Consider the following 14,317-nt stretch of genomic DNA (forward strand, 5'->3'; position numbering starts at 1 on the left):
AAGACTGGTCGAACTGGATAAAAACAACGATGGGCGATACACATGCGACTCGAGCGAAATTTTGTTAACGGCCAATTCATCGAACCTGCCAGCGACGCGCTGATCGCAGTCTATAACCCGGCGACCGAAGCACTGGTCGGCCACGTCTCGGCCGCCTCCGCCGCTGAAGCGGTCAACGCGGTTGAAGTGGCTGGCGCCGCGCAAAAGGTCTGGGGCAAACTCACCAGCATCGAGCGCGCCGAACACCTGCGTTCCTTCGCCGATGCTCTGGACGCTTGCGCTGAAAACATCGGCGCCGCCCTGGCCGCCGAATCTGGCAAAAGCGTTGCCGATGCCAGCAACGAAGCCCGCTACGCCGCGCAGATCACCCGTTATCACGCCGAGTGGGCACGCCGCATTGAAGGCGAGATCATTCCCAGCGACACCCCGAACGAAAACCTGTTTCTGCACCGAGAAGCGATTGGTGTAGTCGCGTGCCTGATTCCGTTCAACTACCCGGTCTATACGCTGCTGCGCAAAATCGCCCCGGCGTTGATTGCCGGCAACACCGTGGTGGTGCGCCCGAGCAACAATACGCCGACCTCGGCGTTTGAAATTGCCAAGGCCGTGGCGCAATCTGGTTTGCCTGCCGGTGTGGTGAACATCCTGACCATGGACCACGCCACCGCTGCTGCCGTTTGCACGCACAAGGCGGTCGGCCTGATCACCCTGACCGGCAGCGTCAACGCAGGGCGCATCGTGCTCGATTACTGCAAGGCCAACATCGCCAAGCCGTCGCTGGAGCTGGGCGGTAAAACCCCGGCGATCATTGAAGCCGATGCCGACCTTGAAGCCGCCGCGACTGCCATCGTTGCCTCGAAGACCACCCACTGCGGTCAGTTGTGCACGGCGGTGGAGCGGGTCTACGTGCAGGAAAGCGTCTACGAGCAATTCCTCGCGCTGCTGAAATCGAAAATCAGCGCCGTGAAGTTCGGCGACCGCGCCACCGACGCCAGCCTGATGGGGCCGTTGGTCAACGCCAGTTCGCAGCAGAACATTCACGCCATGGTCGAGCGTGCCATCGCCGACGGTGCTGTACTGGAAACGGGTGGTTTTATCCCGCAAGGCAACGGTCATTTCTATCCGCCGACCCTGCTCAGCGGCTGCCGCCAGGACATGGAAATCATCCAGGAAGAGATCTTCGGCCCGGTGTTGCCGGTGCTCAAGTACCGCGACATCGACGAAGCCCTGGCGATGGCCAACGACCATCAGTTCGGCCTGTCCTCGGTGCTTTATACCGAGAACTACCGCACCACGATGAAAGTCGCCAACGCCATTGAAGCCGGCGAGCTGTACGTCAATCGCACCCCGGCCGACCCGTATCAAGGCTTCCACGCCGGCTGGAAACGTTCGGGCCTGGGCGGGGATGACGGCAAGCACGGCATGCTCGAATTCACCCAGACCCGGCTTGTGGTCATGAAGTACTGATCCACCAGGCACACGCCTCATGCAGCACCATAAAAACAATTAACAGGGCTGCCCGGACCACCGGGCAGCCAGAGGTCACCTAGATGTCCAAGCAAGCATCCACTGCTGCCGCTGTTCAGGGTTCGAACGCGGGTACAAAAAGCCACAGTGACAAGGGAAGTCGCTATTTCCAATTGATGCTATTGGTAGTGGCCGCCGGTGCGATCTACCCGATCCTGTACCTGCGTCAGGTCTACCAGACCACCATGCTCGAAGTGTTCCAGATCAGCCACAGCGAGCTGGGTTATCTGTACTCCATGCTCGGTACGATTTTCCTCCTCAGCTACTTGCCCAGCGGCTGGCTGGCGGACCGCATCGCCCCACGGTTTTTGATTTTCTTCTCGCTGGTCGCCACCGGTGCCTTGGGCCTGTGGTACTCCACGGCGCCGTCGATGACCGGTTTGATGATCATCTTCGGTTGCTGGGGTTTGACCACCGGCCTGACGTTCTGGGCTTCGGTGCTCAAGCGCGTAAAAATGATTGCGCATCACACTGAACAGGGGCGGTTCTTCGGCATCCTCGATGGCGGTCGCGGCCTGGTCGAAGCGTTGCTGGCAACTGTCGCACTGGCGCTGTTTGCCTTCGCCACCGAAACTCGCGGCGAGTCGGCGGCAGAGGGCTTCAAACACGTGGTCTACCTCTATGCCTTCACCTGCATCGCCATCGGTTGCGTGCTGGTGTTGATCAAAGACCCCAAGTCGATGGACAACACCGCGCCGGTGGAGAAGGGCAAGTACAACCTGCTCAGCGACCTGGCCACCTTGGTGAAAATTCCTGAGTTGTGGCTGGTGACGGCGATTGTGTTTTGCGGTTACCACATCTTCTGGGCCACCTACAGCTTCTCCGATTACCTGCAAGGCGGCGGCATGACCGCGGTCATGGCGGGCACCATCACCACCCTCAAACTGTGGATGCGCCCGATTGGCGGGATCGGCGGGGGCTGGCTGGGTGACAAGTTCTCCAACATTTCGGTGCTGATCGTGGCGCTGTTCTGCGCGACATTGGCGATGGTCGGGCTGGTCGTGTTCCCGGCGCTCAACAGCATGGGCCTGCTGATCGGAACGGTGATTTTCATCGGGCTGATGACCTACGCCATTCGCGGTCTGTACTGGGCGATCCTCGACACCTGCAACATTCCGCTGCGCATCACTGGCCTGGCCATCGGCATTGTCTCGGTGGTCGGTTACCTGCCGGACGCGTTCATTCCATTGATCAACGGCTACCTCACCGAGCATTACCCGGGTGCCTTTGGTTACAAGCTGTATTTCAGCTACATCGCATTCGTCGGCCTGCTCGGGACCTTCGCGGCCCTGACCTTGCGCGCTCGTATCAATCGTAAATCTTTGAAGCAGACAGGTGCCTGAGATGAAAATCGTCGCCCTTGAAACCCATATCGTCGCCGTCCCGCCACCACACATCGGCGGCATGTACTGGTTGTTCGTCAAGATCAAAACCGATTGCGGCATTGAAGGCGTGGGCGAAATCTACGCCGCGACCTTCGGCCCCAAAGCCATGCTGCCGATCATTGAAGACGTGTTCGAACGCTACCTGTTGAATCAGGATCCGCACCATATCGAACGCTTCTTCCGCCAGGCCTATTCGAGCGGTTTCACCCAGCGTCCAGACCTGACCATGATGGGCGTGGTTAGCGGCCTGGAAATGGCCTGCTGGGACATCATCGGCAAAGCGGCGAACAAGCCGGTCTATGAGTTGCTGGGCGGCAAGGTCCACGAACGCCTGCGTTCCTACACCTACCTCTATCCGGTTAACAGCAAGGGCGAGTACGACTACGACGACCCGGACCTGGCCGCCGAGTGCGCCATCGAGAACATGAACAAAGGCTTCACCGCCGTGAAGTTCGACCCGGCCGGGCCGTACACCGCGTATTCCGGGCACCAGATTTCCCTGGAAGTGCTGGAACGCTGCGAAACCTTCTGCCGCAAGATCCGCGAAGCGGTGGGCGACAAGTGCGACCTGCTGTTCGGCACCCACGGGCAAATGGTCCCGTCCTCGGCGATTCGCCTGGCCAAGCGCCTGGAGAAGTACGACCCGTTGTGGTTTGAAGAACCGGTGCCGCCGGGGCAGGAAGATGCCATGGCGCAGGTCGCGGCCAAGACCTCGATTCCGATTGCCACGGGCGAGCGACTGACCACCAAATATGAATTTTTCAAGCTGCTGCAGGCCGGTGGCGCCTCGATTTTGCAGATGAATGTCGCCCGCTGCGGTGGTCTGCTGGAAGCGAAAAAGATCGCCAGTATGGCCGAAGCCTATTACGCGCAGATCGCCCCGCACCTCTACAACGGGCCGATTGGCGCGGCCGCGAGTTTCCAGTTGGCGACCTGCACGCCGAACTTCCTGATCCAGGAAAGCATCATGACCTGGGGCGGGTTCCATTCCGAAGTCCTGACCAAGCCGCTGCAATGGGAGGACGGCTACATCATCCCGTCCACCGAGCCGGGCCTGGGTGTGGAGTTGAACATGGACGTGGTGCGCAAGCATTCGCCATACACCGGCGAGCGCCTGCACCTGCAAATGGCGCCGACCCCGGCGGACGTCAAAGACACATCGCCAGCCAGAGGCTGACGGGGATAGGGCGCAATCGCCCTGTAGGAGCAAAGCTTGCTCGCGATGGCGGCGTGTCATACATCACAGATGTTGGCTGGTACGGCGCTATCGTGAGCAAGCTTTGCTCCTACAGGGGACGTGGTTTTTTTGTACAACGACTTACGCGGTAACCCTGCATGACATACGACTACATCATCGCTGGCGCTGGCGCCGCAGGCTGCATTCTTGCCAACCGGCTCTCGGCCAGCGGCAAACATTCGGTGTTGCTGCTGGAGGCGGGCGGCAAAGACAGTTCCCTGTGGTTCAAGATCCCGGTCGGCTTCGCCAAAATGTATTACAACCCGACCTTCAACTGGATGTATTACAGCCAGCCGCAAAAGCAGCTGAGCAACCGCGAAATCTACGCACCACGCGGCAAAGTGCAGGGCGGTTCGGGCTCGATCAACGCGATGATCTACGTCCGCGGCCAAGCCCACGACTTTGACGATTGGGCGGCCAACGGCAACGAAGGCTGGGGCTTCAAGGACGTCCTGCCGTATTTCCGCAAGCTGGAAAACCATCCGCTGGGCGACAGCGAATACCACGGCGGCAGCGGCCCGATCAGCATCACGCCGATGAAGGGCCAGACCCATCCGATCTGCGATGTGTTCCTCAAGGGCTGCGACGAACTCGGCTATCCGCACAGTGACGATTTCAACGGGCCAAAATTCGAAGGCTCGGGCATTTACGACGTCAACACCAAAAATGGCCAGCGTTGCTCCAGCAGCTTTGCGCATTTGCACCCGGCGCTGACTCGGCCGAACCTGACCGTAGAGCATTACGCCCTGGTGGATCGCGTGTTGTTCGATAACGACCGCGCAACCGGGATTTCCATCACCCAGCACGGCGTGGTGCGAACCTTCACTGCCAACAAGGAAGTCATCCTTTGTGCCGGTGCCGTGGACACGCCGAAGATCCTGCAACTGTCCGGTGTCGCGGATCAGGCACTGCTGGCCAAACACAAGATCCCGATGGTCAAGCATTTGCCGGCGGTGGGGCAAAACCTGCAGGATCACCTGTGCGCCAGCTATTACTACAAGGCCAATATCCCGACGCTCAACGATGAACTGAGTTCGTTGTTCGGTCAGTTCAAACTCGGTCTGAAATACCTGTTCACCCGCAAGGGCGCGCTGGCGATGAGCGTCAATCAGGCCGGCGGATTCTTCCGTGGCGACGACCAGCAAGCCAACCCGAACCTGCAGTTGTACTTCAACCCGCTGTCGTACCAGATCCCGAAAAACAACAAGGCGAGCCTCAAGCCGGAGCCGTACTCAGGCTTCCTGTTGTGCTTCAACCCGTGCCGGCCCACCAGTCGCGGGCACATCGAGATCGCTTCGAAAAACCCACGGGACGCAGCAAAGATCGACCCGAACTACCTGAGCACGCAGAAAGACATCGACGAGGTCATCCAGGGCAGCCGCTTGATGCGCAAAATCATGCAGGCACCGGCGCTCAAGGGCATCACCGTTGAAGAGGTGTTGCCGGGGCCAGTCGTCGAAACCGACGAACAGATGCTGCAGTATTTCCGTGAAAACAGCGGTTCGATTTACCACCTGTGCGGTTCCTGCGCCATGGGGGCGGACGAGCAGAAATCCGTGGTCGACAAGCGTTTGAAAGTCCATGGACTGGAGGGATTACGCATCGTCGATGCATCGATTTTTCCGAACGTGACGTCCGGTAATACCCACGCTGCGGTGTTGATGGTGGCAGAGAAGGGTGCCGATCTGATTTTGCAGGACGCCTGATTTCGTCGCCTCTATGTATCAAAATGAATTTCCGCCAAGACTGCTGCTCATACTTGATAGACAGCGGATTTAGCGCGCGAAAATCATGGTGTATTCAGGGCGAGGCAAAATCATGGGGCCAGTATCGACGGTGGGCACGAACGTTTCTGGCGGGTTGATTCTTGTGGTCGAAGACGACCCGTTGATCCTGGAATTTCTCTGCGAAATCCTCCAGGAAGAAGGGTTCGTGGTTCAGCCACAGACCAGCGCGGATGCTGCTTCAGCGTACCTGGAGCAGCATTCTGGCAACGTCCGCCTGTTGCTCACCGACATCACTATGCCCGGCAAGCTCAATGGCGCTGACCTCGCCAATCAGTTTGGCGACCGCTGGCCAGACAAGCCGATCATGATCATGTCCGGCTTCGAAACACCACAAAGCTCCGGTGTCAGGCATTCAGTCTCGTTCATCAAAAAGCCCTGGGCGCTCGGTCAACTGCTGGACTGTGTCGAAGGCGCCTTGAAGTCCAAACCTGTCAGCTGAAGCGCTATTGCGCCTCCTGAGCCCGTCTCGCAAGTAAATGCTACATTGCTGGCTTACCTGCCTGGCCCTTGCGAAAGGAAGCTGATCCTTGTCTGCTCATCCATCCGTTTTCAACACTCCTTACCGCGCCTTCCTGTTCGATATGGACGGCACTGTCCTCAACTCCATCGCCGCCGCCGAGCGAATCTGGACGATCTGGGCCTTGCGCCACGGGGTGGATGTCGCGTCCTTCCTGCCGACCATTCATGGCGTGCGCGCCATTGATACGGTCAATCGCCAGGGGTTGCCGGGGGTTGATGCCGAAGCTGAAGCGGCGTGGATTACCCAGGCGGAAATCGAGGATGTGGAAGGGGTTGTCGAGGTTCGTGGTGCGGCGGCTTTCCTTAAGTCCTTGCCGGCCGGTCAATGGGCAATCGTGACCTCCGCACCCAAGGCACTGGCCTTGCGCCGGATGGCGGCGGCGGGGATTCCCGAACCTGATGTCATGGTCACGGCCGAAGATGTCAGCGCCGGTAAACCGGATCCTGCAGGGTATCGGCTGGCGGCGAAACGGTTGGATGTTGAGGTGACGGAGTGTTTGATTTTCGAAGATGCCGCGGTGGGGATTCTGGCGGCTGAGGCGGCGGGGGCGGATCTGGTGATCATCACCGAGACGCATGAGCATCCGATTCAAACTCCGCATGCGACGTTGGCCGGCTATCAATCAGTGACCATCTCCGTGGATCCCGACCACCATCTGCGCCTTAAGCAAATCTAATGCAGGAGCGAGCTTGCTCGCGAAAGCGGTGGATAAGCCAATATTAATGTCGACTGACACGACGCCTTCGCGAGCAAGCTCGGCTCCTACAGTAGATTTGTGGCGTGGCTAATAAATTCCGGGAATCAGCCGCCAGGTGTTGGCGCAATACGCTTCATATTCACCACCAAACTGCGCCCTCAACAACGCTTCTTCAGCGTGAATCCGCGCAATCAACGGCATCACTGTCAACGCCACCAGCAGCAGCCCGACACCCGAACGAAACGCCAGCGCCCAGCCCACGGCAATCACCAACATTCCCAGGTAGCTGGGGTTGCGCAGACGTCGATAAATCCCGTCAGTCACCAGCCTGTGCCCCGGCTGAATCGCCACCAATCCGCTGAACCGCTTGCCCAGCACAAACACAGGCCATAATCGAAGCGCGCCGCCGCCGATGAATAGCAACGCGCCGATCCAGCGCAGGCCTTCGCCGCCGAAGGTCCAGAAATCGATCCGGTCGGTATAGGCGGGCAAGAACCCACTGAGTAATCCAATCACCCCGAACGCTGGAAGCACCCAGCGATTGGCCCGGTCCTCACGTTCGCCGGAACTCAGATTGACCTCGCTGAACAGCGAAGCCCCGGTCATTACCAGGGTCGCCAAGGCAACCACCACCAACGACGCATGCGCAAAATACGCCGCAAACCCGCCCATCCCCCACACCGCAAGACCAAGGTAGGCGAGGGTGCCGACGATGGCGAAAAACGCCAGTTTGGGTGAAATTTTCATGATCACCTCGTGAGGTGCAATGGCCCTTTTCAGTTTAGATGCCCGGTGTTGCTCACGCGTTCAACTCGGACCTGGCATTGCGCCGAATCACCTGCGGCGGTTGGCCGAACACCCGGAGGAAGGCTTCGCGCATGCGGCGCCGGTCAGTGAAGCCGGCCTCGGAGGCGATCTGATGGAGGCTCAAACGTCCGCGTTCGAGCATCTGCCGTGCCGCCTCCAGGCGCAAGTTTTCGATGGCCTTGGCCGGCGTCTGCCCGGTCTCGGCGCGAAAGCTGCGGCTGAATTGCCGAGGGCTCAGGCGCGCCACGTCTGCAAGTTGCTCCACCGACAGGGGCGAGGCCAGGTGTTCCCGGGCATAGCCGAGAACGGTCTGAATGCGGTCGGATTTTGGCGCCAGCTCCAGCAACGCCGAATGCTGGGACTGGCCGCCCGCACGACGCTGATACATCACCAGTTTCTGCGCCACGGAACGCGCCAGTTCGGCGCCGTGATCCTTCTCGACCATGGCCAGCGCCAAGTCGATACCGGCGGTCATGCCGGCCGAGGTCCAGATCGAGCCGTCGACCACGTAGATGCGGTCTTCTTCCACTTTTATCAATGGGAAGCGCGCTTGCAGCTCCCGGGCATAGGCCCAATGCGTGGTGGCCCGCCGTCCATCAAGCAGACCGGCCTGGGCCAGTACAAATGCCCCCGAACAAATCGACGCCATCCGCCGTGTGGTATTCACGCGGCGGCGCAGGTATTTCAGTACGCCTTCGGGCGCCTGTTCGATGATGGCATCGCCGCCGACCACGATGACGGTATCGAACACCCGTTCATCGAACGCCTGGGTCCCGACACTCAAACCACCGGAGGCGCGCAGCGTGCTGCCGTCTTGTGAGATCACACTGACGTGATACAGCGTTTCACCGGCGCTGAAGTTGGCGTACTCGAACACCGACATGGCGGCCAGTGCCATGGACTGGAAACCCTCGAACACCACAAATGCCACGGCAGTCATCGCTAGACCCTCAAAAGGATATGTCCTGAAAACGTACTTTAAACGTCATATGAGACAAGTGTAAGAGGCTTTATAACGGTTCACACCCGGCGAACTGTTCGCCTCACTGTGAAGGAAACTCAACATGGCACTCTCATCCAAAGGCACTGCACTGATCACTGGCGCTTCTTCGGGCATCGGCGCGGTGTATGCCGACCGTCTCGCCCGGCAGGGTTACGACCTGATTCTGGTCGCCCGCAGCCAGGCCAAACTGAACGCGCTGGCCAACCACCTGAGTAACGAAACCGGGCGCGCGGTGGAAGTGGTCGCCGCCGATTTGAAAGTCAAAACCGATGTGCTGCGGGTCGAGGAAATTCTGCGTAACGACGCCAGCATCACCTTGCTGGTCAACAACGCCGGTGTGGGCGCTGTCATGCCGCTGCTGGGCAGCCCGGTCGATGAGATGGAAGACATGATCACCCTCAACGTCACCGCGCTGATGCGTCTGGCGTATGCGGTGGTGCCAGGCTTTGTCGCGCGTGGCACGGGCACCGTGATCAACATCTCGTCGATCGTTGCCGTCGCACCGGAAGTCCTCAACGGCGTGTACGGTGGGACCAAGGCTTTTGTGCTGGGCCTGAGCCAGTCGATGCACCGCGAACTGGCGGATAAAGGCATTCGTGTCCAAGCGGTACTGCCCGGTGCGACGGCGACCGATTTCTGGAGTGAGGCCGGCAATCCGGTGGAAAACCTGCCGCAAGAGATCGTGATGTCGGCGCAAGACATGGTCGACGCCGCGCTGGCGGGCTTGGCGAGGGGCGAAGTGGTGACCATTCCGAGCCTGCACGACGGCGAACAGTGGGACCGTTACGAAGCCCGGCGTCAGACCCTTTGCGGGTTGTTCGGCAACTCCAGCGCCGCACCGCGCTATCGCTGAAACGGGGGCCGAGGGCAGGGTGAATGAACTAAGCTTGGATAAGAGCCGTTCACCTTTTGGACACTCGCGATGCTGCACATCAAAACGCCGTTGATCCTGCACGTGGGGCTGTCGACGCCGACCCGACGGATCTGGCTCAAGATGGAAAACCTGCAACCCAGTGGTTCGTTCAAGCTGCGTGGCATGGGGCTTTTGTGCAGTCAGGCCAAGGCGCAGGGTAAGCGCCGAGTTGTTTGCCCTTCGGGCGGTAATGCCGGTTTTGCCACCGCAATTGCCGCCGCCCGCCTGGGGCTGAGCGCCTGCATTGTGGTGCCGCACACTACGCCTGAGACGACCCGCGCCAGGATCAGAAAAGCCGGTGCCGAGGTGATTGTTCACGGCAAGGTCTGGGACGAAGCCAATCAACGCGCAAGAGAGCTCTCGCAGGACGCGGACACCGAATACGTGCCGGCCTTCGATCACCCGGTGTTGTGGGAAGGGCACAGCACGCTGGTGGATGAAGTCCTGGAAGTGTGCCCTCAAGTGGATGTGATGGTGACGTCGGTAGGGGGCGGCGGATTGCTCGCGGGAATCCTCACGGGGTTGATTCGCCATGGCCGCACAGACTGCCGGGTCATCGCCTGCGAAACCGAGGGCGCCGCGTCTTTTGCGGCCGCCGTGGAAGCAGGGCATCCCGTCAGGTTGCCACGCATCGACACCGTGGCGACCTCACTGGGCGCGGCGCAAGTCGCGGCCTGGCCAGTGCAGCACATCCAGCAATTTGCCTACCAGTGCGTGGTGCTCAGTGATGAAGATGCAATCATGGGCGTGGTTCGTTTCGCCAGTGACATGCGCCAGTTGGTGGAACCGGCGTGCGGGGTTTCATTGGCGGTAGCGTACCTGGACCATCGCGCCATCGCCGATGCGCACGACGTGGTCATCGTGGTCTGCGGCGGGGTGAGTGTCAGTGCGCAATCAGTAGCCGGGTGGGCACGCCTATCCGGTAGGCGAGCGAAGTAGGGCTGGAAACGCTATTGATGTGTCAAAAGACCTACCGCTGTTTTTCGGCCTTCACTGACCTGCTGCATTGCCTTCCTGCACCAGGATGGCCTGGGCCAGGTCTTCGTCGCTGGCGTTGAGGCCAGGATTGTCCTGACGAATTTTCTTCAACACCGACTCAAGATAAACCCCGCGAATTGCCCCGCCACTGGCAACGAAGCTCGAGGCGTCATCCTGAGCGGGAATCAGCAGCTTCTTATCTTTGAACGTCGAGTACAGCGAGGCTGAGACCCCGGCTGAAGTGGCAACATCTCCCGCATCCACAGCGGCCATAGCCGAACCGAAGGGCAAACACAGCATCAGGGAGGAAATGATAATCAGACGGCGCATGACGATGTCCTCTGAAAGCGTGAAGCAATTAGTAAGTACCTCTTAGTTTAGGATGCATGGCGATCGCCAGGAGTTCCTTAACCGCGCGATATCGTTCAAAACCGAGGCGTTCTGCGTTCGGCCCTGTAGCAGCGGTTGAGCAATGCGAGGCTGAGTCGAATGGCGGCACTGACCAGGAAGTTTTGATCGACCGTATGATTAATGGCTGTGAGGACTGATTCAAATGAGCGCAGGACAATTGACCGTCGATACCGAAAGCGTCGTGGTCGGCGCGGGTGTGATCGGGTTGGCGGTTGCCAGGGCATTGGCCCGCAGCGGTCGGGAGGTGATCTTGATTGAAGCGGGCGAGAGCATTGGCGTGGGCATTAGTTCGCGCAATTCGGAGGTGATCCACGCCGGTATTTACTACCCCACTGGCAGCCTCAAGGCGCAGTTGTGCGTTGAAGGCAAGCAGCGGTTGTATGCCTTCTGCGATGAGCGCGGGGTTGATTATCAGCGCGTGGGCAAGCTGATCGTGGCCACCGATGATAATCAACGTGCGGACTTGCAGGCGCTGTTGGAGCAGGGCCAGCGTAATGGCGTCGAGGATTTGCAATGGCTGGACGCGGCGCAGGCCCGAGTGCTTGAACCGGCACTTTCTTGCGTCGCTGCGCTCTGGTCGCCTTCTACGGGGATTGTCGATTCCCACGCGTTGATGCTCGCACTTCAGGCGGATGGGGAGGCCAGCGGGATGTCGATCGCCTTTCACACACCGCTGGAATCCGTTCGTTGTACTGCGCAAGGTTTCGATCTGGTCATCGGCGGCACCGATCCCATGAGTTTGAGCTGCCGCGAGTTGATCAATTGCGCCGGATTGTCCGCGCCTGAGGTGGCGAGCCGGATTGAAGGCTTGCCGTCGCAGCACGTTCCAACGGCCCGGCTATGTAAAGGCAGCTATTTCAGCTTCAGCGGCCAGGCGCCGTTCCGGCATCTGGTATATCCGGCGCCGGAAAGTGCCGGGCTGGGTGTGCACATGACCCTCGACTTTGGCGGTCAAGTGCGCTTCGGGCCGGACGTCGAATGGGTCGACCATATCGACTACCGCGTCGACCCGCGTCGGGCCGAGGGTTTTTACGAGGCCATTCGACGTTACTGGCCCGGTCTGCCCGATAACAGCCTGCAACCCGCCTACAGTGGCATCCGCCCGAAAATAAACGGCCCGACTGAACCGGCTGCCGACTTCACTATCAGCGGCCCGGGCGAGCATGGCGTGCCGGGGCTGGTGAACCTGTTCGGCATTGAATCACCGGGTCTGACCAGTTGCCTGGCGCTGGCCGATCGGGTGGTAGAGCGCCTTACACCGCATTCCTTTTAGCCGCTGGCGAAGGTGCCGGTTATCAGCCTTTGCGATGCCGCCCGCCGAGCGGGCTATGCTTTGCAGTGCGCCCATCACCATGGGAGATCTCTCATGATCAACGTACGCACTGCCCGCATGCTTGCCGAATACAAGAACTGGGCCGACCAGCGCCTCTTTGACAGCCTGGCCGCATTGCCAGCGGGGGAGGTCAGTAAAGAACGCGTTTCGGTGTTCAAAAACATGATCGGCACCCTGAACCACATCTACGTGGTGGACTGCATCTGGCAAGCACACCTCGAAGGCCGAGGGCACGGCTTCAAAACCTCCCATGATCTGTTGCATGCCGACCTTGCCGAACTGCGCATGGCGCAACGGGAGATCGATCACTGGTACTGCGACTGGAGCGAACGGCAAACCGAGGCGTCGCTGGATAAACCCGTCGAGTTCACGTTTGTCTCAGGCGAAAGCGGCACCATGAGCGCTGGCGCGATGCTGTTGCACGTGGTCAACCACGCCAGCTATCACCGTGGCTGGGTGATCCAGATGTACTTCGAAATCCCGGCCATGCCGCCGGTCACGGATTTGCCGGTGTACCTGCGCGAAACCCAACCGACAGCGTTCACGTCGCCACGTGCCCCGGCAGTGGAACCGCCATGTGCTGTGCAATTTTCGAACGCAACCAGCGTTCTGCCGGATCGTTATCGTTGACGCCGTTCCAGACCATGGACAGCTCGGACAGCACAATGTCAAACGGCGGGTCGTCGGCACGCAACTGGCTGCTACCTTCGATCAACGCACACGCGGCGAAATCCGGCACCGTTGCCAGCATGTCGGTGCCAGCCAGCAACGCGCGCAGCCCCGCGAACTGTGGCACCGCCAATACCACACGCCGTGAACGCCCGATACGCGCCAGATCGTTGTCGATGGCCCCGGTCAAGTCTCCGGAAAACGACACCAGCGCATGGGGGCGTTCGCAGAATTCATCCAGCGTCAGGGGGCCGGGGCGGTCATCGCCGCGCAGGATTTTCACGCTTAAATCGCGGAGTTTTTTGCGCTTGGCGTTGGCCGGCAGCTCCGTGGTGTAGCTGATGCCGACAGAAATCTCGCCGCTGGCGAGCATCGACGACATCAGCAGAAAGTTCACCCGCCGCACCACCACCACAACGTTCTGCGCCTCTTCGCGAATCTGCTTGAGCAGCGGTGGAAACAAGCCGAACTCGGCGTCGTCGGACAGGCCGATGCGAAACACATCACGGCTGGTGGCCGGGTCGAAATCCTTGGCCCGGCTGACCGCACCGGAAATGGTGTCCATCGCTGGTTGCAACTCCTTGAGAATCACCAGCGCACGCGGGGTTGGCTCCAGTGTCCGGCCGTTGCGCACCAGCAACGGGTCGTCGAACAGGTCACGCAACTTCGCCAGCGAGGCACTGACGGCGGGCTGGCCGAGGAACAGCTACTCCCCGGCGCGAGTGAGGTTTTTCTCGAACATCAGGGTTTCGAAAATCACCAACAGGTTCATGTCCACGCGGCGCAGGTCGTTGCGGTTCATGTTGGAGGCTCGCAGGATTTTGAGGGTCTGTTCAGTAAAGCATCAAACCTGAATGGGTCATTAAACGGCATTGTTTAACACACATCTCCAGATACTCTCCGGGGCTACACATCCTTGCGCCGTTGCGTTTCAGCGAGGAACGAATCCCTCAGAATCTGTCCCCTTAGTTTGAAAAGCTGTTTCCAGTATTTCTTCTTTAAAGTTATATCTGGTATCGCAAAGGCGTATTAAAAACTGTCATTTATTAC

At 59.7% G+C, this 14,317-nt stretch carries 13 protein-coding genes and 1 pseudogene; 10 read left to right on the top strand and 4 right to left on the bottom strand.

Annotated features, from left to right (window positions below; all coding sequences use genetic code 11):
• The first annotated feature begins 42 nt into the window (after window positions 1-42).
• From aldA to ACA048_RS12120, 6 genes are all read left to right on the top strand, one after another.
• Entirely contained in the window at window positions 43-1,467 is a 1,425-nt protein-coding gene (gene aldA, locus ACA048_RS12095; RefSeq protein ID WP_497629315.1) for an aldehyde dehydrogenase, read from the top strand.
• Between the two features lie 83 nt (window positions 1,468-1,550).
• On the top strand, window positions 1,551-2,870 hold the full coding sequence (locus tag ACA048_RS12100; protein ID WP_497629316.1) for an MFS transporter: 1,320 nt from the start codon (window positions 1,551-1,553) through the stop codon (window positions 2,868-2,870).
• 1 nt (window position 2,871) lies between these two features.
• Complete coding sequence (locus ACA048_RS12105; protein ID WP_497629317.1) at window positions 2,872-4,089, top strand: mandelate racemase/muconate lactonizing enzyme family protein; 1,218 nt, start codon at window positions 2,872-2,874, stop codon at window positions 4,087-4,089.
• 158 nt (window positions 4,090-4,247) lie between these two features.
• A complete protein-coding gene (locus ACA048_RS12110) occupies window positions 4,248-5,855 on the top strand; it encodes a GMC family oxidoreductase (protein ID WP_497629318.1) in 1,608 nt (535 codons plus the stop codon).
• Window positions 5,856-5,967: 112 nt separating this feature from the next.
• The gene (locus ACA048_RS12115) at window positions 5,968-6,375 is read left to right on the top strand and encodes a response regulator (RefSeq protein ID WP_497629319.1); all 408 of its coding nucleotides are present in this window, start codon (window positions 5,968-5,970) and stop codon (window positions 6,373-6,375) included.
• An 88-nt stretch (window positions 6,376-6,463) separates the two neighbouring features.
• Complete coding sequence (locus tag ACA048_RS12120; RefSeq protein ID WP_497629320.1) at window positions 6,464-7,132, top strand: HAD-IA family hydrolase; 669 nt, start codon at window positions 6,464-6,466, stop codon at window positions 7,130-7,132.
• Window positions 7,133-7,240: 108 nt separating this feature from the next.
• Here the strand turns inward: ACA048_RS12120 and ACA048_RS12125 are convergent, their stop codons facing one another.
• A complete protein-coding gene (locus ACA048_RS12125; RefSeq protein WP_497629321.1) occupies window positions 7,241-7,900 on the bottom strand; it encodes a methyltransferase family protein in 660 nt (219 codons plus the stop codon).
• Window positions 7,901-7,952: 52 nt separating this feature from the next.
• The gene (locus ACA048_RS12130) at window positions 7,953-8,900 is read right to left on the bottom strand and encodes a GlxA family transcriptional regulator (protein WP_497629322.1); all 948 of its coding nucleotides are present in this window, start codon (window positions 8,898-8,900) and stop codon (window positions 7,953-7,955) included.
• Window positions 8,901-9,024: 124 nt separating this feature from the next.
• Here ACA048_RS12130 and ACA048_RS12135 point away from each other — a divergent pair, with 124 nt between their 5' ends.
• The gene (locus ACA048_RS12135) at window positions 9,025-9,816 is read left to right on the top strand and encodes an SDR family NAD(P)-dependent oxidoreductase (protein WP_497629323.1); all 792 of its coding nucleotides are present in this window, start codon (window positions 9,025-9,027) and stop codon (window positions 9,814-9,816) included.
• 69 nt (window positions 9,817-9,885) lie between these two features.
• A complete protein-coding gene (locus ACA048_RS12140; RefSeq protein WP_497629324.1) occupies window positions 9,886-10,815 on the top strand; it encodes a pyridoxal-phosphate dependent enzyme in 930 nt (309 codons plus the stop codon).
• Between the two features lie 51 nt (window positions 10,816-10,866).
• Here ACA048_RS12140 and ACA048_RS12145 read toward each other — a convergent pair whose 3' ends face one another.
• Window positions 10,867-11,184, bottom strand: a complete 318-nt coding sequence (locus ACA048_RS12145; protein WP_497629325.1) for a DUF2388 domain-containing protein — start codon at window positions 11,182-11,184, stop codon at window positions 10,867-10,869.
• A 238-nt stretch (window positions 11,185-11,422) separates the two neighbouring features.
• Between ACA048_RS12145 and ACA048_RS12150 the strand changes: the two genes are divergently transcribed.
• Both ACA048_RS12150 and ACA048_RS12155 read left to right on the top strand, forming a co-directional pair.
• Complete coding sequence (locus tag ACA048_RS12150; protein WP_497629851.1) at window positions 11,423-12,538, top strand: NAD(P)/FAD-dependent oxidoreductase; 1,116 nt, start codon at window positions 11,423-11,425, stop codon at window positions 12,536-12,538.
• A gap of 93 nt (window positions 12,539-12,631) precedes the next feature.
• Entirely contained in the window at window positions 12,632-13,228 is a 597-nt protein-coding gene (locus tag ACA048_RS12155; RefSeq protein WP_497629326.1) for a DinB family protein, read from the top strand.
• Here the strand turns inward: ACA048_RS12155 and ACA048_RS12160 are convergent.
• Window positions 13,140-14,069, bottom strand: a pseudogene (locus ACA048_RS12160) (LysR substrate-binding domain-containing protein). The gene ACA048_RS12155 and the pseudogene ACA048_RS12160 overlap by 89 nt on opposite strands.
• Between the last annotated feature and the right edge of the window lie 248 nt (window positions 14,070-14,317).

The organism is Pseudomonas sp. LBUM1659 (genome assembly GCF_059716045.1).

Coding starts and splice junctions, on each gene's coding strand:
- aldA (WP_497629315.1), top strand. CDS start 43: ATGCGACTCGAGCGAAATTTTGTTAACGGCCAATTCATCGAACCTGCC.
- ACA048_RS12100 (WP_497629316.1), top strand. CDS start 1,551: ATGTCCAAGCAAGCATCCACTGCTGCCGCTGTTCAGGGTTCGAACGCG.
- ACA048_RS12105 (WP_497629317.1), top strand. CDS start 2,872: ATGAAAATCGTCGCCCTTGAAACCCATATCGTCGCCGTCCCGCCACCA.
- ACA048_RS12110 (WP_497629318.1), top strand. CDS start 4,248: ATGACATACGACTACATCATCGCTGGCGCTGGCGCCGCAGGCTGCATT.
- ACA048_RS12115 (WP_497629319.1), top strand. CDS start 5,968: ATGGGGCCAGTATCGACGGTGGGCACGAACGTTTCTGGCGGGTTGATT.
- ACA048_RS12125 (WP_497629321.1), bottom strand. CDS start 7,900: ATGAAAATTTCACCCAAACTGGCGTTTTTCGCCATCGTCGGCACCCTC.
- ACA048_RS12130 (WP_497629322.1), bottom strand. CDS start 8,900: ATGACTGCCGTGGCATTTGTGGTGTTCGAGGGTTTCCAGTCCATGGCA.
- ACA048_RS12135 (WP_497629323.1), top strand. CDS start 9,025: ATGGCACTCTCATCCAAAGGCACTGCACTGATCACTGGCGCTTCTTCG.
- ACA048_RS12140 (WP_497629324.1), top strand. CDS start 9,886: ATGCTGCACATCAAAACGCCGTTGATCCTGCACGTGGGGCTGTCGACG.
- ACA048_RS12145 (WP_497629325.1), bottom strand. CDS start 11,184: ATGCGCCGTCTGATTATCATTTCCTCCCTGATGCTGTGTTTGCCCTTC.
- ACA048_RS12155 (WP_497629326.1), top strand. CDS start 12,632: ATGATCAACGTACGCACTGCCCGCATGCTTGCCGAATACAAGAACTGG.